The organism is Luteibacter sp. HA06, from assembly GCF_054061215.1.
Map to the genome: position 1 here is coordinate 2,740,138 of NZ_JBSSDZ010000001.1, position 22,774 is coordinate 2,762,911.

At 65.3% G+C, this 22,774-nt stretch carries 18 protein-coding genes; 5 read left to right on the forward strand and 13 right to left on the reverse strand.

The annotated features are described in order from the left end of the window. Positions 1–47: 47 nt before the first annotated feature. The 4 genes from ACVWWJ_RS12660 to orn all read right to left on the reverse strand — a co-directional run bounded on the left by ACVWWJ_RS12660 (position 48) and on the right by orn (position 4,082). The gene (locus tag ACVWWJ_RS12660) at positions 48–983 is read right to left on the reverse strand and encodes an isopenicillin N synthase family dioxygenase (protein WP_456968144.1); all 936 of its coding nucleotides are present in this window, start codon (positions 981–983) and stop codon (positions 48–50) included. A 19-nt stretch (positions 984–1,002) separates the two neighbouring features. Beyond that, complete coding sequence (gene glmM, locus ACVWWJ_RS12665; RefSeq protein WP_159896878.1) at positions 1,003–2,406, reverse strand: phosphoglucosamine mutase; 1,404 nt, start codon at positions 2,404–2,406, stop codon at positions 1,003–1,005. 202 nt (positions 2,407–2,608) lie between these two features. Further along, positions 2,609–3,511, reverse strand: coding sequence for a dihydropteroate synthase (gene folP, locus ACVWWJ_RS12670; protein ID WP_456968145.1), 903 nt, complete (start codon positions 3,509–3,511; stop codon positions 2,609–2,611). 4 nt (positions 3,512–3,515) lie between these two features. Then, positions 3,516–4,082 (reverse strand): oligoribonuclease, encoded by a 567-nt coding sequence (gene orn / locus ACVWWJ_RS12675; RefSeq protein WP_159895930.1) that lies wholly within the window; start codon positions 4,080–4,082, stop codon positions 3,516–3,518. A 50-nt stretch (positions 4,083–4,132) separates the two neighbouring features. Here orn and sbcB point away from each other — a divergent pair, with 50 nt between their 5' ends. Both sbcB and ACVWWJ_RS12685 read left to right on the forward strand, forming a co-directional pair. Next, positions 4,133–5,563: an exodeoxyribonuclease I gene (sbcB, locus tag ACVWWJ_RS12680; RefSeq protein WP_456968146.1), complete on the forward strand. Its 1,431-nt coding sequence runs from the start codon at positions 4,133–4,135 to the stop codon at positions 5,561–5,563. Between the two features lie 17 nt (positions 5,564–5,580). Further along, on the forward strand, positions 5,581–6,267 hold the full coding sequence (locus ACVWWJ_RS12685; RefSeq protein WP_159895934.1) for a DUF2461 domain-containing protein: 687 nt from the start codon (positions 5,581–5,583) through the stop codon (positions 6,265–6,267). A gap of 43 nt (positions 6,268–6,310) precedes the next feature. On the opposite strand, the gene gloA2 is transcribed toward ACVWWJ_RS12685, so the two are convergent. From gloA2 to ligA, 3 genes are all read right to left on the reverse strand, one after another. After that, positions 6,311–6,694 (reverse strand): SMU1112c/YaeR family gloxylase I-like metalloprotein, encoded by a 384-nt coding sequence (gloA2, locus tag ACVWWJ_RS12690; protein ID WP_456968147.1) that lies wholly within the window; start codon positions 6,692–6,694, stop codon positions 6,311–6,313. Positions 6,695–6,926: 232 nt separating this feature from the next. Further along, a complete protein-coding gene (gene epmA, locus ACVWWJ_RS12695) occupies positions 6,927–7,877 on the reverse strand; it encodes an EF-P lysine aminoacylase EpmA (RefSeq protein ID WP_456968148.1) in 951 nt (316 codons plus the stop codon). Next, a complete protein-coding gene (gene ligA, locus ACVWWJ_RS12700) occupies positions 7,874–10,264 on the reverse strand; it encodes an NAD-dependent DNA ligase LigA (protein ID WP_456968149.1) in 2,391 nt (796 codons plus the stop codon). Before ligA ends, epmA begins: the two co-directional genes overlap by 4 nt. 43 nt (positions 10,265–10,307) lie before the next feature. Here ligA and ACVWWJ_RS12705 point away from each other — a divergent pair, with 43 nt between their 5' ends. Together ACVWWJ_RS12705 and ACVWWJ_RS12710 are read left to right on the forward strand one after the other, a co-directional pair. Further along, positions 10,308–11,783: an MFS transporter gene (locus ACVWWJ_RS12705; protein ID WP_456968150.1), complete on the forward strand. Its 1,476-nt coding sequence runs from the start codon at positions 10,308–10,310 to the stop codon at positions 11,781–11,783. A gap of 32 nt (positions 11,784–11,815) precedes the next feature. Continuing rightward, a complete protein-coding gene (locus ACVWWJ_RS12710) occupies positions 11,816–13,003 on the forward strand; it encodes a cation:proton antiporter (RefSeq protein WP_159895944.1) in 1,188 nt (395 codons plus the stop codon). Here ACVWWJ_RS12710 and ACVWWJ_RS12715 read toward each other — a convergent pair. Further along, positions 12,942–14,381 carry a cryptochrome/photolyase family protein gene (locus ACVWWJ_RS12715; protein WP_456968151.1) on the reverse strand — a complete coding sequence of 480 codons (1,440 nt, stop codon included), beginning with the start codon at positions 14,379–14,381 and terminating at the stop codon, positions 12,942–12,944. The two genes, ACVWWJ_RS12710 and ACVWWJ_RS12715, sit on opposite strands and share 62 nt — an antisense overlap. A gap of 115 nt (positions 14,382–14,496) precedes the next feature. On the opposite strand from ACVWWJ_RS12715, the gene ACVWWJ_RS12720 reads away from it, so the two are divergent. After that, the gene (locus ACVWWJ_RS12720; protein ID WP_159895946.1) at positions 14,497–14,946 is read left to right on the forward strand and encodes a glycine zipper 2TM domain-containing protein; all 450 of its coding nucleotides are present in this window, start codon (positions 14,497–14,499) and stop codon (positions 14,944–14,946) included. Between the two features lie 139 nt (positions 14,947–15,085). Here ACVWWJ_RS12720 and lpxK read toward each other — a convergent pair whose 3' ends face one another. The 5 genes from lpxK to ACVWWJ_RS12745 all read right to left on the reverse strand — a co-directional run bounded on the left by lpxK (position 15,086) and on the right by ACVWWJ_RS12745 (position 22,581). After that, on the reverse strand, positions 15,086–16,066 hold the full coding sequence (gene lpxK, locus ACVWWJ_RS12725; RefSeq protein WP_456968152.1) for a tetraacyldisaccharide 4'-kinase: 981 nt from the start codon (positions 16,064–16,066) through the stop codon (positions 15,086–15,088). A gap of 3 nt (positions 16,067–16,069) precedes the next feature. Next, positions 16,070–17,842, reverse strand: a complete 1,773-nt coding sequence (msbA, locus tag ACVWWJ_RS12730) for a lipid A export permease/ATP-binding protein MsbA (RefSeq protein ID WP_456968153.1) — start codon at positions 17,840–17,842, stop codon at positions 16,070–16,072. Next, positions 17,839–18,267, reverse strand: a complete 429-nt coding sequence (locus tag ACVWWJ_RS12735; RefSeq protein WP_456968154.1) for an ExbD/TolR family protein — start codon at positions 18,265–18,267, stop codon at positions 17,839–17,841. The genes msbA and ACVWWJ_RS12735 overlap by 4 nt, the downstream gene beginning before the upstream one ends. Before the next feature lie 3 nt (positions 18,268–18,270). After that, positions 18,271–18,930, reverse strand: a complete 660-nt coding sequence (locus ACVWWJ_RS12740) for a MotA/TolQ/ExbB proton channel family protein (protein ID WP_456968155.1) — start codon at positions 18,928–18,930, stop codon at positions 18,271–18,273. A 258-nt stretch (positions 18,931–19,188) separates the two neighbouring features. Beyond that, a complete protein-coding gene (locus tag ACVWWJ_RS12745) occupies positions 19,189–22,581 on the reverse strand; it encodes a GH92 family glycosyl hydrolase (RefSeq protein WP_456968156.1) in 3,393 nt (1,130 codons plus the stop codon). Positions 22,582–22,774 lie beyond the last annotated feature (193 nt).

Here is a 22,774-nt window from a genome sequence, read left to right on the forward strand (position 1 = left end):
GAGGGTCCATGGTGGACCCTCCCGGTAAAAAACCCGCTAAGGGTTCGTCAGATCAGTTTGATTTCGCGGAGGCGCTCGAGCAGGTACTCGTGGGCCGTGATCGGCTCCGGGTAGCGCTTCGGGTTGTCGGGCGTCACGCAGGAAGGCAATACGTCGAGGACGACGTCCGGGTTCGGGTGGAGGAAAAACGGTACCGAATACCGGGGCTTGCGCGCGTTCGCGTTCTGCGGATTGGTCACGCGGTGCGTCGTCGACGGGTAAACGTGATTGGTCAGGCGCTGCAGCATGTCGCCGATATTGACCACGATGGCGTCGCCTTCGGTCGTGATGGGCAGCCAGTCGCCTTCACGCGTCAGCACTTCCAGACCCTCGGCGCTGGCGCCGACTAGCAGGGTGATGAAGTTGATGTCTTCGTGGGCACCCGCGCGCACGTTCGGAACATCGTCCTGGACGATCGGCGGGTAGTGGATCGGGCGCAGGATCGAGTTACCGGAATCGATCTTGTCATCGAAGAAATTCTCCGGCAGATCGATATGCAGGGCCAGGGCACGCAGCACGCGCGCACCGAGCTGGTCGAGCGCTTCGTAAATACCGTAACCCTTGTCTTCGAAGTCCGGTACTTCCGTCGGCCAGACATTGGCTGGCATGACGTCGGCGAACTTCGAGTCGCGAGGAATCTCGCGACCGATGTGCCAGAACTCTTTCAGGTCGGCGAACTTGCTGTCTTTCGCAGTTTCGACCTTGAACGGCGTATAGCCGCGGGCGCCACCGCCACCGGGGATGTGGTACTTGCGCTTGGTGTCGTCCGGCAGCGCGAAGAAGCGCTTGAACGCGTCGTATGCGCCGTCGACGGCCTCGACGGGAATGCCGTGGCCGCTGATGCAGCAGAAGCCGAATTCGCGATAGGCCGCGCCCAGCTCGGCCACGAAGGCCTCGCGGTCGGTGTCGTAGCGGCGGATATCGAGGGTGGGTACCTTTTTCATGCAGGGTCCGGTCGAGGCGTCAGGCGGTCGCCTGAGCCGCCGATTTTACGGCGTCCGCCAGTCGCGCCGCCAGCCGGTCCACTTCGGCGGCATCGGCGGCTTCGATCGTCACCCGGACCAGGGGCTCGGTGCCCGAGGCGCGCAGCACGACGCGACCGCGGCCTTCCAGCGCGGCTTCCACCTCGGCCAGTACCTGCTTTACCGACTCGCTTCCCAGCGCCGCCTTGGCGCCTTCGACACGGACATTGAGCATGGTCTGCGGGAGCTTGACCAGATCGGCGCGCGCCTGGGCGAAGGTCTCGTTGTCATCGGCGAGGGCTTCGAGCACCGCGAGGGCCGCCACGATGCCATCGCCGGTGGTGAAACGGTCCAGGCACAGCACGTGGCCGGAGGTTTCACCACCGAGGATGCCGCCGTGCTCCTTAAGCTGCTGTAGCACGTAGCGGTCACCCACGTTGGCGCGGATGAACGGAATATCCATCTGCTTGAGCGCGCGCTGGAGGCCGTAGTTGCTCATCAGCGTGCCGACCACTGGGCCAGGCAACGAACCACGGCGCTTCCAGTGGCGGGCGATGACGTAAAGCATGTCGTCGCCGTCGGTAACCGTGCCGTCGCGGTCGACGATACGAACGCGATCGCCGTCACCGTCGAAGGCGATGCCGAGATCGGCGCCCCGCTCCACCACGGCTTTGGCCAGGGCGTCCGGCTCGGTGGATCCGACGCCGGCATTGATGTTCAGGCCATTCGGTTCGGCACCGATGGTCGATACCTCGGCGCCCAGCTCACGGAACACCTTCGGAGCCACCTGGTAGGTCGCGCCATGCGCGCAGTCGAGCACCACGCGCAGGCCGTTGAGCGTGAACTCGTCGGCCACGGTGGATTTGCAGAATTCGGCGTAGCGGGTCACGGCGTCGTCGATGCGGCTGGCCTTGCCCAGCGCTTCAGAGGCCACGGTGACGAAGTCGGCGTCGAGCTCGGCCTCGATCTCGGCCTCGAGGGCGTCGTCGAGCTTCTCGCCCTGGGCCGAGAAGAACTTGATGCCATTGTCCTGGTGGGGGTTGTGCGATGCGCTGATGACGATGCCGGCGTCCGCCCGCAGCGAGCGGGTCAGGAAGGCCACGGCCGGGGTCGGCATCGGGCCGAGCAGGCGGACATCGGCGCCCGAGGCAACCAGCCCGGCTTCCAGCGCCGATTCGAACATATAGCCGGAAACGCGTGTGTCCTTGCCGATTACCACGGTCACCTTGCGGCCGCGGTCGCGTCGCTCCGGACCGCCGCCGACGCCCCGGTGGTCGGCAGCGCGACGGCGCGCCAGCACGGCTCCCAGGGCCCGGCCGAGGCGCAGGATGAAGTCCGCGCTGATGGGATAGGTGCCCACGTGACCGCGGATGCCGTCGGTGCCGAAGTATTTACGCTCGCTCATGCTGGTCATCCTGCCGGGGACGGAGAAGCATACTCCGACAGCGGCTTTAGCCAGATATTCCAAAGGCCTGTAGCACTTTCGTTGATGTGGAGGCGCTTTGGGGAGGGGCTTCGGGGAGGGGCTCTGTGTGGGAGCCGGCTATGCCGGCGATGGGAGGTGCGGCAACCTGGCTATCGCCGCTGAAGCGGCTCCCACATTGGAGTTACTCGTCGTCGGGCCAGCGGGGCATCGAGGGTTTATCGATGCGGGGGGCGGTGTCGCCGGCTTTGACGGCGGCCCAGACCGCCAGGGCGTCTACCGTGGGGCCCACGTCGTGTACCCGAACCATGATCGCGCCGCGCTGGACGGCTATGAGCGCCGCAGCCACCGAGCCGTGGACGCGGGCCGCAGGGTCGGTCCGGCCGGTCATGGCGCCGATCATCGACTTGCGGGACACGCCCACGTAAGCCCCGGCGCCGAGCTCGGCGAAGCGCGCCGTGGCACGCAGCAAGGCCAGGTTGTGCTCGAGGTTCTTGCCGAATCCAAAGCCCGGGTCGACCAGGACGCGCTTGCGGTCGATGCCCGCCAGCTCGCAGGAAAACAGGCGATCGGTGAGGAACCGATGGACCTCGCCGACCACGTCGTCGTAGTCCGGCGCTTCCTGCATGCTGCGCGGCTCGCCCTGCATGTGCATCAGGCACACGGGAACGCGCAGTTCGGCAGCGGTGTCCAGCGCGCCTTCGCGACGGAGCGCGAAGACGTCGTTGATCATGCCCGCGCCCGCGCCCACCGCCGCACGCATCACTTCCGGCTTGGAGGTGTCGATGGACAGCGGCACGGTCGTCGCTGCGGCCAGTCGCTCGATCAGCGGGACGACGCGGCGGATTTCATCCTCAGCGGAGACATCGTCGGCACCGGGGCGAGTGGACTCGCCGCCGATATCGAGCATGTCCGCTCCCTCCTCCACCAGCTTCAGCGCATGCGCGTAGGCCTTGTCCAGGCTGTCGTGCTGGCCGCCGTCGGAGAACGAATCCGGCGTGACATTGACGATGCCCACGACGCGCGGCCGGTCGAGAACCAGGGCACGGCCGTTGCAGTCCAGCACGGTGGCGAAGGGGTCGTTCATGCCGTTAGCCCTGCTGGGTGCCCGCCATCGGGCCCATGAAACGGCGGTAATAGCGCAGCTCGTCGATCGAGTCGCGGATATCGGACAGCGCCGTGTGCGCGGAATCCTTGGCGAAGCCGCGCGAAATCTCCGGCGACCAGCGGCGCGAGAGTTCTTTCAGGGTGGATACGTCGAGGTTGCGGTAGTGGAAGTAGCGCTCGAGCTTCTGCATTTCCCGGTGCATGAAGCGACGGTCCTGGCAGATCGAGTTGCCGCACATCGGCGACTTGCCGGCGGGCACCCACTTCTTGAGGAAGGCGATGGTGGCCTCTTCGGCCTCTTCCGGCGTGGCGTCGGATTCCACAGCGCGGCCCCACAGGCCGGAACGCTGGTGCTGGTTACGGTTCCAGGCATCCATTTTCTGCAGACGGGCATCGCTGTGCGAGATGGCGAAGACCGGGCCTTCGGCCAGCACGTTCAGATCCTTGTCCGTCACGATCGTGGCAATCTCCAGGATGGAGTCGTTGTCCGTGTCCAGACCCGTCATCTCGAGGTCGATCCAGATGAGGTTGTCGTCGTGTGCGGGCGTCATGGGTTCTCCTTGGAAGTACCGGTCAGTCTAGCGTATGCGATCATTCGGCGATGGCTGAACCGACCTTCTTCTGGCACGACTACGAAACCTTCGGCGCCGACCCCCGCCGGGACCGCCCCAGCCAGTTCGCCGGCATCCGCACCGATGCGGACCTGAACGTGGTCGGCGAGCCGCTGATGATCTACTGCAAGCCCCCGCGGGACATGCCCCCGCAGCCGGCCGCCTGCCTGATCACCGGCATCGCCCCGCAGCTGACCGAGCGTGAAGGCCTGCGGGAAGCCGAGTTCGCCGCCGCGATCCACGAGCAGCTGGCCACGCCCGGCACCTGCACAGTGGGCTACAACTCGTTGCGATTCGATGATGAGTTCACCCGCCACCTCCTGTACCGGAACTTCTACGACCCGTACGGGCGTGAGTGGGAAAACGGCAATTCACGCTGGGACCTGATCGACCTGGTGCGGCTGTGCGAGGCCCTGCGGCCCGAAGGCATCGTCTGGCCGACGCGTGAAGACGGCAGTCCCAGCTTCAAGCTGGAGCACCTGGCCACCGCGAACGGGCTGAAGCAGGACCGCGCGCACGACGCCCTTTCCGACGTGGAAGCGCTGATCGCCCTCGCTCGCCTGATCCGCCAGCACCAGCCGAAACTCTGGGACTGGTACTTCGCCCTGCGCCGTAAACAGCGCGTTTTCGAGCTTTTGGATGTCGCAGCGATGACGCCAGTCGTCCATGTGTCGTCGCGCTACCCCGCAAGCCGCCACTGCCTGACGGTGATCGCGCCGTTGGCCGCGCACCCGTCGCGCCCCGGCGAAGTGATCGTTTACGACCTCAGCGCCGATCCCTCCGACCTGCTGGCGCTGGACGCCGGCGACGTTGCCGACCGCGTCTTCACCTCCCGCGCCGACCTTCCCGAGGGCGTGGAGCGAATCGCGCTGCGCACCGTGCGCGCGAACCAGGCGCCGGCTCTCGCGCCGCTCTCCGTCCTCAAGGGCGCCGACCACGGCCGCCTCGGGCTCGACATGGCCGCCGTCGAGCGGCATCTGGACATGCTTCGCCAGGCGGACGGCCTTGCCGAAAAACTGCGCGGCATCTACGGCCAGGCGGCGTCCATGCCGCCTGCCGAGGATCCGGAACTCGCCCTCTATGGCGGCTTCCTTCCGGATGCCGATCGCCGCCTGCTCGGGGATGTACGCGCAACGCCGGCCGACCAGCTCGGCACCCGCCCCTTCAACTTTCGCGATCCGCGATACCCGGAACTTCTGTTCCGTTATCGCGCGCGTAACTGGCCGGAAACGCTCAGCCCCGAGGAACGCGAGCGCTGGGAAGCCTTCCGCGTCGATCGCCTCACCCGGCACAGCGCCCTGACCACGCTCACGCTCGACGACTACAACGCCGAACTGGCCGCACTACGCGCCCTGCCCGGCTCGCCCCTGCCCCTGCTCGACGAGCTGGAAGCGTGGGGCCTCGAACTCGCCTTGAACTGACCCGACCTGACTGACCCATGGCCAAGACCTATTTCACGCCTGCAACGTTTCGCTTCTTCAAATCACTGATGCGCCACAACAACCGCGAGTGGTTTCACGAGCACAAGGACGATTACGAAAAGCACGTGCGAGAGCCCTTTCTCGCCTTGATCGGCGACCTGGACGCGCCGCTGAAAAAGATCAGCCCGCACTACCGCGCCGATACGCGCAAGGTCGGCGGCTCGCTGTACCGCATCCACCGCGACACGCGCTTCGCCAACGACAAGCAGCCGTACAAGGGCTGGCAGGGCTCGCGCTTCTTCCACGAGCGTCGCCACGAGATCCAGGCGCCCGGCTTCTACCTGCATATCCAGCCGGACGAATGCTTCGCCGGTGGTGGCATGTGGCATCCGGAACCGCCGGTGCTGAAGAAGCTCCGGGACTTCCTCGCCGACAACCCGGATTCGTGGAAGCGGGCGACGCATGGGAAGGCGTTCAAGGAGCGCTTCGAGTTCTGGGGCGAGAGCCTCACGCGTCCGCCGCGCGGGTTCGATCCGAACCACGAGCTGATCGAGGACCTGAAGCGGAAGAATTTCGCGGCCGGTCAGAATTTCGACGAAGCGCTGGCGTGCTCGCCGGAGCTGCTTCCGTTCGTCGTCGACACCTTCAAGCGCCTCGCGCCCATGGTCGACTACCTCTGCGCCGCCCAGGAACTCGAGTTCTAAGGTAAGAGCCGATGCCCTTGTGGGAGATCAAGAACCACTCGCCTCACCGCTCATACAACTCGATCGGCAAGTCATCCGGATCGGCGAAGAACGTAAACCGTTTCCCGGTGAACTCATCGACACGAATCGGTTCGCAAGCAACGCCACGTTGTTCCAGCGTCGCGACCACTGCCTCGACGTCGGCGACGACAAACGCCAGATGACGCAACCCCTGCGCCTCTGGCCGCGACGGCCGCTTCGGAGGCGATGGGAATGAAAACAGCTCCATCTGCAATCCTGGACTCACTTCCAGATCGAGCTTCCAGGAATCGCGCGCCTCACGGTAGACCTCGTGGATGGCCTTCAGGCCTAACGTTTCGGTGTAGAAGGCCTTCGACCGTGGGTAGTCGGAACAGATGATCGCGACATGGTGGATGGATTCGAGCATGGAAGGTGGCAATCCGGCAGTTGTGGGGAAGTCGGGAGCATCGCCGCTGAAGCGGCTCCCACAAAGGCGTTGCTCTTGTGGGAGCCGATTTATCGGCGATGTGGGGAAGTCAGGAGCATCGCCGCTGAAGCGGCTCCCACAAAGGCGATGCTCTTGTGGGAGCCGATTTATCGGCGATGTGGGGAGGTCGGGAGCATCGCCGCTGAAGCGGCTCCCACAAGGGGGGGGCGCGTTACGCCTCGGAAAACGGAAACGCCAGCACATCGCCTATCGCATCGGTATCCGCCAGTACCATCAACAGCCGCTCGATCCCCAGCGCAACACCCGCGCACGCAGGCATATCACCCAGCACCGCGAGCAGCCGTTCATCCATCGGCACCTCGGCATCGCCGCGCTCACGGCGCTTCGCGTTATCGCGTTCGAACCGCAGCCGTTGTTCGGCAGCATCGTTGAGCTCGTGGTAACCGTTGGCGACCTCGTACCGACCGACATACGCCTCGAAGCGCTCGGCCACCGGTGGATCGCTCTGACGGACGCGCGCCAGCGCACACTGACTTGCCGGAAACTCCGAAACGACGGTGATCCGGTCGCGCGGAAATTCCGGCTGGATGCGATGCGTGAGCAGCAGGTCCAGCCAGTCGTCGCGCTCCAGGCCCTCGCCGCTGATGTTCGCATCGGCTAGCGGTTTCATCAGCACTTCGACGGGATCGAGCAGCGCGTCGACACCAAGAACGTCGTGGAACAACCCGCGGTAGGTCGTCTCGACGATCTCGAAAGTACGGCCCGCCTGCAGCAGCAGACGTTCGAGAAGATCGATGACCTCGCGAGCGAGACGGTTATGGTCCCAGCCCACGCGGTACCACTCGAGCATGGTGAATTCCGGATTGTGCCGGCCACCGGCTTCGCCGTTACGGAACACGCGACCCATCTCGTAACAATCGCCCACGCCAGCGGCTAGCAACCGCTTCAGCGGAAACTCGGGCGATGTGCGCAGCCAGCGCTCGCGTGCACCAGCATCCACGTGACCGCTGAAGGTCGCGTGGAAGCTCTGGATATTCGGGTCGGTGTTGCCGGCAGCGGAGAGAATCGGCGTCTCCACTTCGAGCACGTCGCGCTCGCCGAAGAATCCGCGGATCGTGGCGTAAACCTGCGCCCGCAGACGCAGGTTCTCCAGGCCGGTCATGGCGCCACACCGTGCTCGGTCAGCAGCGCCAGCAGGTCCGCTTCCGTATAGACCGGCACGCCGAGTTCGTTCGCTTTATCCAGCTTCGAGCCCGCCGCCTCGCCGGCGAAAACACCGGTGGTCTTCTTCGACACCGAGCCCGCGACTTTCGCACCGAGCGACTCGAGTCGCTCCGTCGCGTCGTCGCGCTTGAGCGTTTCCATCGTGCCGGTGATGACGTAGGTCAGTCCTTCCAGCGGCAACGCGCTCGCCGCCTTCGCAGGAAGCGCCGCCGCCAGCGAGCGCATCGCTTCGTCCGACTGCCGAAGCTCCGCCAGACGTTCGGGATCGGCCAGCAGCGCCGTGAGGTTGGATGCTGCCGCCTGCGGCACGCCGGCGACGATCCATTGGTGCTCGCCCGCCTTCACCAGTGCGTCGAGACTGGCGTAATTCTTCGCAAGGATGCCCGTGCTCTTCGGACCGAGCTTGGACACCTTGGCGGCATCGAGCAGTACATCGAGCCCCAGGCGCTCGCGCAACTTGGGCGACGGCGCGCCCTCGTCGGCAAACGTGATTCCCGCTTCAAGCAACGCATCGACGACTTTCTGGTTGCCCTCCTGCTCGAAAAACGCGGCGATGGAACTAGCCACCTCATCGCCAATGTCCGGCAGCACACGCAGTACCGGCGCCGGCGTATGCCGGACGTGCTCCAGCGAACCCAGCCACAGGGCCAGCGTCTTCGCCGTGCTTTCACCGATGTGCATGATGCCAAGACCGAACAGGAAGCGCGGCAGCGTGGACTTCTTGCTGGCCTCGATCGCATCGACCAGGTTCTCTGCCCACTTGGTCGCGACCTTGCCCTGCTTCACTGTCTCGGGCGTGGACCCATCGCGCTCATCGGCCAGTGTCTTCATCCTGACGAAGCGGTCGACGGTGAGTGTGTAGAGGTCGGCCGGCGTATGCACCATGTCGAGCTCGACCAACGCGTCGACGAAGCGATCACCCAGACCATCGATGTCCATGGCACGACGCGAGGCGAAGTGAATCAGTGCTTCCTTGCGTTGCGCGCCGCAAATAAGGCCGCCCGAGCAGCGATAGGCGGCGGCGCCTTCTTCACGCAAAAGTTCGGAGCCACACACCGGACATACGTCGGGCATCTTCCAGGCCACCGTACCCGCCGGGCGGTTCTCCTCGACCACGCGCGCGACTTCGGGAATCACGTCGCCCGCACGGCGGACGATGACGGTGTCGCCGACGCGAACGTCGAGCCGCGCGACCTGATCGGCGTTATGCAACGTGGCGTTGGTGACCGTGACACCGCCGACCGAGACCGGCGTCAGACGTGCCACGGGCGTAGCCGCACCCGTGCGACCGATCTGGATCTCGATCGCCTCCACCGTCGTCGTCTGTTCCTGCGCGGGATACTTATGCGCGATAGCCCAGCGTGGCGCACGCGAGACGAAACCCATCTCGCGCTGGCCGGCGTAATCGTCCAGCTTGTACACCACGCCGTCAATGTCGTACGGCAGGCTGTCGCGCTTCTCACCGATCTTGTGAAAATACGCCAGCAGGCCCTTGAAACCCTTCGCCGTGGAGACTTCCGGCGACACCGGAAAGCCCCAGTCGCGCAGCTTCGCGAGCGTGGCCGAATGCGTGTCCGGCAGCTCACCGTCTTCGACGCGGCCCACCGCATAGGCGAAGAAGGCCAGCGGCCGTTTCGCCGTGATCGCCGGGTCGAGCTGACGCAGTGACCCCGCAGCCCCGTTGCGCGGATTGGCCAGCGGTTTCTCGCCCGCGGCACGTGCGCGCTCGTTGAAGGCCTCGAACGCGGCGCGCGGCATGATCACTTCACCACGCACCTCCAGCACACGCGGCCAGCCTTCGCCACGCAGACGCAGCGGAATCGCCTTCACCGTGCGCAGGTTGGCTGTGACGTCTTCGCCGACGGCACCGTCGCCACGCGTCGCACCCTGCACGAACACGCCGTCTTCGTAGCGAAGACTGATGGCGAGGCCATCGAGCTTGGGCTCGACCGAGAACACGGGCTCGCGACGATCCAGCGTCTGCTCGATACGCCGCTCGAAGTCGGCGACTTCGCGATATTTTTCGCGCTCGGTGTCACCTTCCTGTTCGAAGGCGTTGCCCAGCGACAGCATGGGCACCGCGTGGGTCACTTCGGCGAAGCCGCCCTGCGCACGTGCGCCAACACGCCGCGTGGGCGAATCGGTGACGGCGAGCTCCGGATACGCCGCTTCCAGCGCCTCGAGCTCGCGCATCAGGCGATCGTAGTCGGCATCGGCGAGCGTGGGATCGTCGAGCACGTGGTAGCGGTAATTGGCGTCTTCGAGGCGACGGCGGAGCTCGGTGGCGCGCTCGACGGCATCGACCGGGGCGGAGGCTTGGGGCATGTGCGGGGTCCGTCAGGCTCTGATCGTCTATAATGTTACAGCCATGCCACCCCACGACGTCATCGACAGCCTCCCTCCGACCGACGTCCACGCCCTCTCCACCGACCGCCCGGCGCTCGCGCCAGCGGAGCCGTCGAGCAAGGCCCGCTACCGGGGCCTCATCTGGCTCGTTTCGGCCGCATTCTTCATGCAGGCGCTGGATTCGACGATCGTGAACACCGCGGTGCCCGCCATCGCCGGGGCACTCGCCGTCAGTCCGTTGAGCATGCGCACGGCGCTGACCAGCTACGTACTCACCCTGGCCATCTTCATCCCCATGAGCCCCTGGCTCTGCGACCGGTTCGGCACAAGGCGCGTTTTCGGCGGGGCGATCACCGTGTTCGCGCTGGGCTCGCTACTTTGTGGGTTGGCGCAGACGCTGCCGGAGCTGGTCGCCTCACGCATTGTCCAGGGCCTGGGCGGCGCCGCGCTCATGCCGGTAGGCCGCTACGTGCTGGTGCGCAGCATCGACCGGCGTGAATTCGTCAGCGCCATGACGACGGTGGCGACCTTCGGCCTGCTGGGCAGCGTCTTCGGGCCCCTGCTGGGCGGCGCGCTGGTGGAATTCACCAACTGGCGGCTCATCTTCCTGATCAACGTGCCGGTCGGCATCGTCGGCTTGCTGCTCAATCGGCGCGAAATGCCCGAATACCGCCTGGAGCAAGCCAACCCCTTCGACACCACGGGATTCCTGCTGTTCGCGGGCGCGTCTGCCCTGCTTCTCATGGCCGCGGAAACCGTGGGCGCCTCGGGCCACTGGCTCAGCATCGCCGGCTACGCACTGGCTGCGGTGGGCCTGGGCATGCTCTACGTTCGCCATAGCCGCCGCACACCGTTCCCCGTCAGTGACCTCTCCCTGCTGAAGGTGCGCAGCGTGTGGGTGTCGCTGGCCGGCAACCTTTTCACCCGGCTGGGCGTGTCGGGCATGTACCTGCTGCTGGTGCTGTTCCTGCAGATCGGCTGTGGCTGGTCGCCCCTGCACGCCGGCCTGATGATGGTGCCCCAGGCGATCGGCTCGATCACGGTCAAGCCCTTCATCCATCGCCTGCTGACGCATTTCGGTTACCGCCGCCTGCTGCTCGGCAACACGATCGCCGTTTCCATCGTGCTGTGCTCGTTCGCCCTGCTCACACCGGAAACCCCGATGTGGATCATCGCCGGCTTCGTGTACATCTATGGCGCCTTCATGTCGCTGCAGTACACCGCGATGAATACCCTGGCCTACGTGGACCTCGACGTGCGGCATGCCTCGATGGCTTCGTCCATGGCCTCGACCGCGCAGTACCTGTCGATGAGCTTCGGTATCGCCCTCGCTTCGCTGCTGATGGGCGGCTTCCTCGGTGCACATAATGCCCAGGGCTACGTATGGGCCTTCCGCTGGTCGGTGATCGTGCTGGGCATGATCACCCTCGCCGCCAGCTGGATCTTCAGCCGCCTGCGCGAGACACGGGTTGGCAAGGTCGCCGACGCCACGGCATAAAGGGTACCCTCGGGAATACAAGGAGCGATCCCATGCACGATTCCGCCGGCATCCTGCTGACCCTTTTCATCATCTTCGTCGCCGCGCAGATCGGCGGCGAAATCGCGCAACGCCTCCGTTTACCGTCCGTGGTAGGCGAAATTGCCGCCGGTTGCGTGGTCGGCCCCTCGGCGCTCGGCTGGGTCACGGTGCCCGATATCGCCACCGGCACCCCCCTGGATGTCCTCGCCGAAATCGGCGTCATCCTCCTCCTTTTCTCAGTCGGCCTGGAAACGCGGCTCGACGACCTGAAGAAAGTCGGCGCCAGCGCCTTCATGGTCGGCGTGCTCGGCGTCATCATTCCCTTCGCCTGCGGTGCGGTGTGGGCCCACGGCTCGGGTTTCGACTGGATCCGTTCGATGTTCGTCGCGGCAGCCTTCGTTGCCACGTCCGCCGGTATCACCGCGCGCGTATTGCAGCAGCTCGGCGTGCTGCAACGGCGTGAGGCACGGATCATCCTCGGCGCCGCCGTGATCGACGACATCCTCGCCATGCTGCTGCTCGGCATCGTCTCGTCCCTGCAGGGTGGCGGCGCGGTCGATGTCGGCAGCCTCGTCGGCACGCTGGTCGGCGCGATTGGTTTCGTGGCGGTGATCGGCTGGGGTGGCACGCGCGTCATGCGTCGTGGCTCCGGCTGGCTGGACAAGCCGAGCAACCCGATGTCGCCGCTGGCGATCGTGCTGGCGTTGTGCCTCGGCCTCGCCTTCCTCTCGATGAAGTTTCACCTGGCGGCGATCATCGGCGCCTTCCTCGCTGGCATGATCGCGTCGGAAACCAGCCAGCGGCATCAGCTGGAAGAACAGACGGCGCCCCTGCTCGCCTTCCTCACGCCCATCTTTTTCGTGGTCACCGGTGCCAAGGTGAACCTTCAGGCGCTGGCCAATGCCAGTGCCCTGGGCATGCTCGCCGTGGTCACCGTGATCGCCATCGTGTCCAAGCTGGCCGGGGGCTACCTCGGTTCGATGTCGCTGGGTCGACGCGGTGCGCTCATCGTCGGCTTCGGCATGGTGCCGCGTGGCGAAGTCGGCGTCGTGATTGCATCACTGGGACTCGCCGCCGGCGTCTTCGACGAGAAAATCTATGCGGTAATCGTGGCGATGTCCCTGCTCACCGCCATGGTCACTCCGCCGGTGCTTGCGCTGCTGCTGAAGAACCACTCCGAACCGACTGATACGCCGTAAGCGCGTCGTCCCGGCTGGTCTTCAGGTCGACCAGGGGCCGCGGGTAGCCGGACTGCTTGAGGAACGCCTCGTCCTCCCACGGCGCATGGACGAGGCGGCCCTTCGCGTTCGCCAGCTCCGGCACCCATCGGCGGATGTACGTGCCGTCCGGGTCGAACTTCTCCGACTGCGTTACCGGATTGAAGATGCGGAAGTACGGTGAAGCATCCGCGCCACTACCAGCGACCCACTGCCAGCCCATCGTGTTATTGGCCAGGTCGGCATCGACCAGGGTGTCCCAGAACCACTTCTCACCGAGCAACCAGTGCTGGCGGAGATTCTTCGTCAGCAGGCTGGCGACCAGCATACGCACCCGGTTGTGCATCCAGCCGGTCGCCCACAACTCGCGCATGCCGGCGTCGACGATGGGGATGCCTGTCTTGCCCTGCTTCCAGCGCTTGAGCGCGTGCGCGTCGCGTTTTTCCCAGCGGAAGGCGTTGAACTTCGGATTGAAGTTCTCCTTCGGCGTTTTCGGAAAGTGATACAGCAGGTGGTGGCCGAACTCGCGCCAGCCGAGCTGACGCAGGTAAGGCTCGATGTCGGCGGCGCTCTTTCGTTTCCTGACTCGCTCGCGCAAACCGGCTGCCACCTGGGGTGGCGATATTTCGCCGAAATGAAGGTGCGGCGAGAGGCGTGAGGTGCCGTGTCGTGCGGGTATATCGCGGCCTTCGACGTAGTGACCGACGGCATCGTCGGCAAAGAGGTCGAGCATCTCGTGCGCGCCCTTTTCGCCCGGTGTCCAGTCGCCGAAGCCGCTTGCCCAATCGCGTGTTGGCAACAGACCCAGCGTTTCAAGCTGCGCCGTTTTCGGCAACTTTGCCAGGTGCAGGACCGCCGGCTCATCGACCGGCGCGATCTGATCGATCCTTGTGCGCAGATTGCGCCAGAACGGGGTGAACACGCGGTAGGGGTCGTTCTGCTGGGTGGCTATGTCCCACGGCTCACACCACAACGCGGCGTTGGACGACACCACCTCGATGCCATCGCCCTCGAGCACCTTGCGCAGTCGCTTGTCGCGAGCGATGACCTTCGGTTCGTATAGGCGATTGAAGTAGACGGCCGTGGCGCCGGTCGCCGCGATGGCAGCGCGCAATGCCTCCAGGCTGTCACCCTGCAGTATCTGCAGGCCACCTTTGTGGCGTCCCAGGGACGCGTCCAGAGCGGCAAGGGAGTGATGCAGCCACCAGCGACTGGCGGCGCCCGGCGCCCATTCGCCCTCCTCGCCCGGCGCGTGGATATAGAGCGGCACCACCTTCTCGTGGGCGGCCACGGCGGCGGCAAGGGCGGGATTATCTGCAAGACGCAGGTCGCGGCGGAACCAGAGGATGGCGATGCTCATCCCCCTAGTATCCATGCAATGCGTGAAGCTGGAATCGCTCCACGTTCGTTCAGCCGACATGCTTAGACTGTGGTCATGCGGCTAACCCTGCCAGCCGCCCGATAGGAGATACACCATGAACTTCAAGACCGTCCTCGGCATTCCCATGGCCGCCCTGCTCGCCTCAGCGGCCATCGCCCCCGCCTCGGCCGCCACGATCACCCGCTCCGACGGCATTTACGTCCGCTGCGACCAGTGCGGCGTGGTCCAGGCCATCGAGCGCAACGTGACCCAGGGCCGTGACCACGGCACGGCAGGCGCGGTCATCGGCGCCATCGCCGGCGGCGTGCTGGGTAACCAGGTCGGCCGCGGCAACGGCCGCAAGGTCGCCACGGTCGCCGGCGCGGTCGGCGGCGGCTTCGCCGGTAACGCCATCGGCAAGGGCGGCGGCAGCGAAAGCTACACCCTGCGCCTGAAGATGGGCGGCGGCGGTTACACCAACGTCCAGGTGGCCGACGCCTCAGCCATCCGCGAAGGCGACATCGTCGTCGTCGACGAGAAGGGCAACATCCAGCGCGTGCAGTAAGCGCAGCCGGATTATTTCCTGAGTGAGAGGCCGGCCTTCGGGTCGGCCTTTTTTTGCTTTGTGTGAGAGCCGGCTATGCCGGCGATGGGGTTACCGCGACCTGGCTATCGCCGATGAATCGGCTCCCACACTTCTGCCGTCAGCTGTGACGCGACGCTCGTGCGTGCACTGCGTCGTAGAAGGACTCGGGTAATACCGCTCGCACGGGTACACGCCACCAGTTCGCTCGCGCGAAATCGCGGCACTTCACGGCGTCCTTGTCCGTCATCAACACGGGGCATCCGTCGGCGAAGGTGAAGTCGTCGCGGGTGAAGGCGTGGTGGTCGGCGAAGGGATGGCCGTCGACGGCGATGCCCTGCGCTGTAAGGCTGTTGAAGAAGCGAGCGGGATTGCCGATGCCGGCGACGGCGTGCGCGGGGCGTCCGGCGAAGTCGGACAATGGCGCCGACAACGACGGATCGGCCATGTTGATAGCGACGCCGCCTTCCAGCGTCATGCCGGTTTCGCCTGGACCAGGCGTTCCGCTGTTCACCACGACGAAGTCCACTTCGGAAAGACGCGTCGCCGGCTCGCGGAGCGGCCCCGCAGGCAACAAGTGCCCGTTACCCAGCCGACGCTCACCATCGATGACGCAGATCTCGACATCGCGACCGAGCCGGTGATGTTGCAACCCGTCATCAGCCAGAATCAGATTGCAGCCGGCATCGATCAGCAAATGCGCCGCCTCCGGCCGCTCGCGCCCGATAGCGACCGGCACCCCACTCTGCCGGATGAGGCTCGGCTCATCGCCGACCTTCGACGGATGGTCGTTGCCCGTGAGCAAATACGGTCCGCGCTCGCTGCCGCCGTAACCACGGCTTACGACACCCGGCACGAAGCCACGCGCCGACATGGCCGCTGCCAGCGCGACGATCAGCGGCGTCTTCCCGGTGCCGCCAATGGTGATGTTTCCGACGACCACCACCGGCACCGAAAGCCGCACGACGGAGGAAGGATCGTTGCGAAAGTCCGCGGCCCGACGACCCACCACCGAGCGATAAAGCGCCTCGAGAGGCAGCGTCCAGAGTGGCGGCTTTCCACCGCCGTACCAGTGTCGCTGCAGTGAGGCGCCGAGGCCCACGGCTTAACTCGCCGCTTGCTCGTGGAACTGCATGCGGTTCAGGGCCGAGTACTGGCCGCCCAGGTCGAGCAGTTCGCGATGCGTGCCGAGCTCGACGATCCGCCCCTGATCCATCACGGCGATCTGGTCGGCGTGCTCGATCGTCGACAGGCGATGCGCGATCACCAGCGTGGTGCGGTCGCGCATGAGGCGCGTCAGCGCGTCCTGTATCAATCGCTCCGACTCGGTGTCCAGCGCACTCGTGGCTTCGTCGAGCACGAGAATCGGGGCATTCTTGAGAATGGCGCGCGCGATGGCGATGCGCTGGCGCTGACCGCCGGAGAGCGAGTTACCCGCCTGGCCGATCTGCGTCTGCAGGCCTTCAGGCAGGCGCTCGATGAACTCCATCGCGTTGGCAGCCTTCGCAGCAGCCACGATGTCTTCTTCGGACGCGCCAGCCATCTCGCCATAGGCGATGTTGGCGGCCACGGTGTCGTCGAACAGCACCACGTTCTGGCCCACCCACGCGATCTGCCGGCGCAGCGAGGGCAGCGTGTACTGCGAGTAGTCGCGACCGTCGACGAGGATCTTGCCCTCGGTCGGCTGGTAGAAACGCGGCAGCAGGCTGACCAGACTGGACTTGCCGCTACCGGAGCGACCGACCAGCGCAGTAACCGTACCGGGCTTGCAGACCAGGTCTACACCACGCAGGGCGACGTGGTTGTTGCGTTCGTATACGAGGTGGATGTTCTCGAAACGGATGTCGCCCTTCGTGCGAACGAGGTCTTCCGTGCCGGTGTCGATTTCGGCCGGGGTGTCGATGATTTGGAACAGGTCTTCGGCGGCCGTAACGCCCTTCTGCAGGCTGGCCTGGATGCCGGCCAGACGCTTGAGCGACGGCAGCATGCCGCCCATGGCGGTTAGCACGGCGGTAAAGATGCCGGGGGTGATCGTACCGATGATGCCCGGGCGTGAGCCGAGGAACACCAGGGTCGCCAGTGCGATAGCGCCTACGGTCTGGATGGTGGCGCTGGAAGCCGCGCTGGTGGCGGAAACCTTGAGGTTGAGTCGGCGCTGACGCTCGGCGATCTCACCGAAACGATCGCCCTCGCGTGCCTGACCACCGTAGATGCGTACTTCGCGATTCGCGGCAACAGCTTCCTCTACGGCGCTGGTCACCGTGCCCATGTTGCCCTGGATGCGCTTGCTGATCTTCCGGTAGCGGCGACTGATGACGGTGACGATTACCACGACGCACGGCACCAGCACCAACAACGCCATCGCGAGATAGGCACTCCAGTAAAGCATCACACAGAGCATGCCGACGACCGTAAGGCCCTCGGTGATGGCTACCTTGAGTGAGTCCGCCGATGCCGAGGCCACCTGCTCGCTCGTATAGGTGATGCGCGATATCTGTTGACCCGATGGCTCCTTCGCGAAGAAGGTGGCGGGCAGCCGCAGGTAAGACGCAAACACGTCGATACGAATCGCCTGCACCACGTTACGGCCGACATACGCGATGCCGTAGTCGGTAGCGTAAGAGGCGATGCCGCGCACGCCGAAGATCGCGATGATCCAGATCGGCATCCAGAAGATCGTGTACGGGTCCTTTTCGACGAAGATCTTGTCGACCAGCGTTTTCAGCAGGCTGGTGAACAGCGACAGGCACGCCGGGTCGATGATCATCCCGAGGACCGCAATGAGCCCCGCGGTCCGGAAACGCTTCGTGTAGCCCAGCAAGCGCTTGTAGGTCTGCCAGGTCTTGGCATCCCAGACCGAGACTTTTTCCTTGCTCACTGAGCCGCGCCCGCTTCGCTCGGCGTGGTGGCGATCGACAGCCGGGTGAAGCCGACCTGGCCGAGCGCGTCCATCGCGCGAACCACGTTCTGGTGCGGGGTCATGGCGTCGGCGCGTATCACTACAAGGCGATCGCGGTCGTTACCGGCGACGCGCTCGATAGTCGCCTTCAGCGGCTCGATGCCCTCGCCGAGCACCTCGTCGCTGCCGACCGAGTAATGGCCATCACGGTCGATGACCACGGTGAGCGCGTTGTCCGTGGACTCGCGCGCCTGGCTGTCGGCTTTGGGCAGGTCGACCTTCAGACGGGAGTGCTGCACGAAGGTTGTGCTGAGCACGAAGAACATCAGCAGGGTCAGCAGCACGTCGATCAACGAAATGACGTTGATCTCGAAGTCGTCCTCGCGACGGGAACCGATGCGCATGGATCAGCCAACCTGCGAGGTGACTGCGTCCGACGCGGCGGTGCGGCGGCGTGGTGCCGGGCGCGGTGCGGACAGGTCGTCCAGCAGGGCCGTGGCTTCCTTTTCCATCTGGACGACGTAGCCGCCGACCTTGCTACGGAAATAGCGGTGCAGCACGTAGGCCGGAATCGACACAATCAGGCCGAAGGCGGTGCAGATCAGTGCCTCGCCGATACCGCCGGCCATCTTCGTCGGGTCGCCGATACCGCCGGCCATGACGCTGAGGAACATACGAATCAGGCCGATGACCGTGCCGAGCAGACCCAGCAGCGGACCGATGAGGGCGACCGTACCCAGCGTATTGAGGTAGCGCTCCATGCGATGGACCACATGACGGCCGGTGTCCTCGATGCGCTCTTTGATGATCTCGCGCGGGCGGTCACGAACGGCAAGCGCGCCGGCGAACAGTTCACCGAGCGGGGAGCCCTTCTCGAGTGCCTGGAGGTGCGAGGCGTCGAGCGAGGCCGAGCGCGCCCATTCGCGCACTTCGGCACCCAGGCCCGGCGGGAAGACGGCCGTGCGACGCAGCGCCCAGAATCGCTCAAGGACGATAGCAAGCGCGACGAACGAACAGATGAGGATCGGCAGCAAAGCCCAGCCGCCAGCCAGAAGGATCTCGAGCACGTCAACCCCGGATGAACAAAAGTCAGGCGGGCATCATAGCAGGGCCCGCCGCGGGGACTGAGGCGCCCTTAACACTTGCGAGAGCCGGTGCCGCTGTGGGAGCTGATCCCACTGTGAGAGCCGGTCCTACTGTGGGAGCTGGTCCCACCGTGAGAGCCGGTCCTACTGTGGGAGCCGCTTCAGCGGCGATGGGTGTGCCGCAACCTGCCATCGCCGCTGAAGCGGCTCCCACATGAAGCGGCTCCCACATGAAACGCCTCAACGGTGGCCGAGGAACTCGACTTCGCTGAGGTCCAGGCCGTTCGTATCACCTGCGACGAGACGCAGGCGGTACCAGGCGTAGGCGCCCGGCGTACCAACAGCGAATGCCCGCGTCTCCTTGCGCCACGGCCAACTCTCACCCTCGCGCTTGTCCACGGTGGTGTAGTGCTTGCCGTCGGTCGAGCCCTCGAGCACCCACCCAGACGCATCGCCCGTGTTCGCACCTGACGTCAGGCTGATCATCTCCACTGTCACCGGGTGATCGAAATGCCAGCCGACCACCGGCGCCTTCGCCGCGAGATGCGCCGAGGTATCCGAGGTGTTGTCGAACAGCTTCGCCAGATCCTCAGCCTTCAGCGAACCGAAGGCCTTGCCATCCGCGCCCGTCAGGTCGATCAGCGGCGCGGGCTTGCTGCCCTCGGCACTTATAGAAGCCGGCAGCGCGTCGGCACCGGTGCCCCACTTCGACGGCGCCGGACCCATGGTGAACTCGAGCGTCGCACCCTTCGCCAGCAACTCGTGCGGCAGGGTGAGCTTGTTCCAGGGCTGGCCATTGACCGTCAGCGACTGCACGTAGCGATTGGTATCGCTCACGCCGGGCGCCTTCACGTCGATCGTGGCGCCACCTTCCAGGCGAAGGCTCATGTGCGGGAAATGCGGCGCGCCGATCACGTACTCCGGCGTGCCCATGCGCAGCGGGTAGAAGCCGGCCGCGCCGAACAGCCACCACGCCGACATCTCGCCGTTGTCTTCGTCGCCCGGATAGCCCTGCCCGATCTCGCTACCTACGTACAAGCGGGAGACGGCATCACGCAGCTTGTCCTGGGTTTTCCAGGGCTGGCCGGCTTCGTCGTACATCCAGATGATGTGGTGCGAAGGCTGGTTCGAGTGCCCGTACTGGCCCATGCGCACATCGCGCGCCTCGATCATTTCGTGGATCACGTCGCCATAGTCACCGACGTCGTACTTGCCAGGCGTGCTGAAGAACTGGTCGAGTTTCGCACCGAGTGCCTCGCGTCCGCCGTAGAGCGCGGCCAGGCCAGCACCGTCCTGAGGCGCATGGAAGGCCATGTTCCAGGCATTGGTCTCGGTGTAATCACCCCCCCAGCGGATCGGGCTGAACTCCTTCGCATCCCAGCGCCACTTGCCTGCGGCGTCGCGCGCCACGAAGAAGCCGACGGCGGGATCGAACAGGTTGGTGTAGCCGAGGGCACGCGAGCGGTACCACCTGGCATCGTCCGCATACGACGCACGGTAGGCATCGCCCGCCGGAGCATCCTTCGCCAGCGCGGTAGCGAGATTGCCGATGGCGAAATCGTTGATATAGCCGTCCATCGACCAGGACAGGCCTTCCTTGACGCCATCGTCGGTGTAGCCATTGAACAGCGAGCGCTGGATGCCCTTGCGGCCGGCACCCTTCACGTCGCTGACGCTGGACGCGTTGCGAATGGCCGACTGGTAGAACGCGGAGACGTCGAAGTTGTGCACACCCTTCAGCCAGGCATCGGAGAAGGCGACATCGGAACTGGTGCCCACCATGAGGTCGGCATAGCCGGGCGACGACCAGCGTGCGATCCAGCCCGAGTCACGGTACTGCTGCACGAAGCCGTCGATCATCTTGCCCGCTTCGTTCGGGGTGAGCAGAACATAGGCCGGCCACGCCGTGCGGTACGTATCCCAGAAGCCGTTGTTGACGAACGGCTGGCCATCGACGATGCGCGCGCCCGTGGTCGTATCGGTGTTGGCACCCGCCGGTGCTGCGAAGGGGCTGGCGTAGCGCCACACCGGCGCGTCTTTGCTGCCGGTGTTCTCGTAGGCATGGTTCGGGTAAAGGAACAGGCGGTACAGGTTCGAGGAGAGCACGGTCTTCTCGTCGGGCGAGGCGCCCTCGACCTTGACCGCGTCCAGCCGATCGTCCCAGGCCTTGCGAGCGCGCTCGTGCACGCTGTCGAAAGTATCGTCCGGGGCGATCTCCTGCGCGAGGTTGGCCTTGGCCTGGTCGACGCCCATTAGCGAGGTCGCGATCCGCATGGTGACGACGCGATCGCTCTTCTTCGACGTATCGAAGCCGAACCAGGCCGAAGCGGCATCGCGCTTCTCGCCGGTGAGGCGGCCGCTTTCGGCCACCGGCTTGTCGAACACGGCATAGAAGAAGAGTCGCGTGGCACCGGTGGAGAGAGCGCTCTTCACGTCCGACCAGCCCTGGATGCTGCGCTGACCGGGATCGAGCGTCACCGACGCCTTCTCGTTGAGGTTGTCGAAGACCAGCTGCGAGCGCTTGTCGGCGAAGGTAAAGCGGAAGATCGCCGCGTGATCGGTCGGCGTGATCTCGGTGGTGATGCCGTCGTCGAAGCGCACGCGGTAGTAATCCGGGTGCGCCACCTCGGCGTCGTGTCCGAACGAGAGCGCACGCGTCTCACGCTTAAGCGCGGGCGCGCCGGAGGCGGCCTGGGCCGGCATCACCTGGAAGGTCTGGCGCTCGCCCATCCACGGGCTGGGCTCGTGCGAGAGAGCAAACGCCTCGATACGCGGGCGGTTGTCGTCGCCGTTACGTGCCTGGTACTGGTAGATCCAGTTGGAGCCGGCATTGGTCGTCGGCGTCCAGAAATTGAAGCCATGCGGCATCGCCACGGCCGGGAAGTTGTTGCCGCGCGAGTAGTTTTCGTTGGCATTGGAGCCGCGGCGCGTGTCGACGTAGTCGGTCGGGTGCGTGCTGTTGATCGGCTTGATGTCGCCGATGCGCACGTCGTCGAGGAAGCCCTCGAAAGCTTCGCCCGCGGGGGCCGCAGCCGTCAGTTCGATCGAGCGGACGCGGCGACCCTTGGCGACGTGGCCGAGGTCCACGCTCACGAAGTTCCACTGATCGGGATAAAGCACGCGACCTTCGCCCTGCCCCTTCGCCGTGGCGGGGATGCGGTGCTGGTCGAGCGCGGCCGTGGTCGAGAGGCGCGAGCCGTCGTCGAACACGAGGTCGACAGCCACGTAATTCGCCGGATTGACGAGGTCGTCCTTGTTCGAGCGCGGAAAGACCAGCCAGGACAGCACGGTGTCGTCGCCGATGCGGACATCGGTGTCGAACAGCTTCGTGGTCGTCGGGCTGCCGTTGCCGCTACCCGCGTAACGCAGGGAGTGCAAGCCGGTGAACCCCACGTTGGCCTTGGCCGTCAGCACCGCCTCAGGCGGCGGGCCGCCAACCACGCGAACGTCGAGCGCACCCTTCGCCGCCACCGGTGCGGGCTGACCCGACTCGAAGGAGCTATCGAAGCGCTGGGTAGCCGCCAGGGCTCCCACCGGTACCACAAGAGACGCTGTCACCAAGGCGAATGCCGCCCTGCCCCAACCGTGCTTCGATACCGTCACGCTTATCCCCTCGTCTAGCAGAACCTGCATTTAAATCGTTCTAAATTGAAATTGTCAAACGGCGGTGCAGCAAGAAGGGGGCGTTTGGGGGGCTGGCGTGGCGCCGGGTTAGCCGCGGCCGCCGTCGATTGGGTCGACCAAGTCACAAACGCGCGCCGGGTAGGCCTTCCCCTACAGACTTGAATATATGGCCGACTTAGCATGGGCCCAGTCGGTAGCCGAC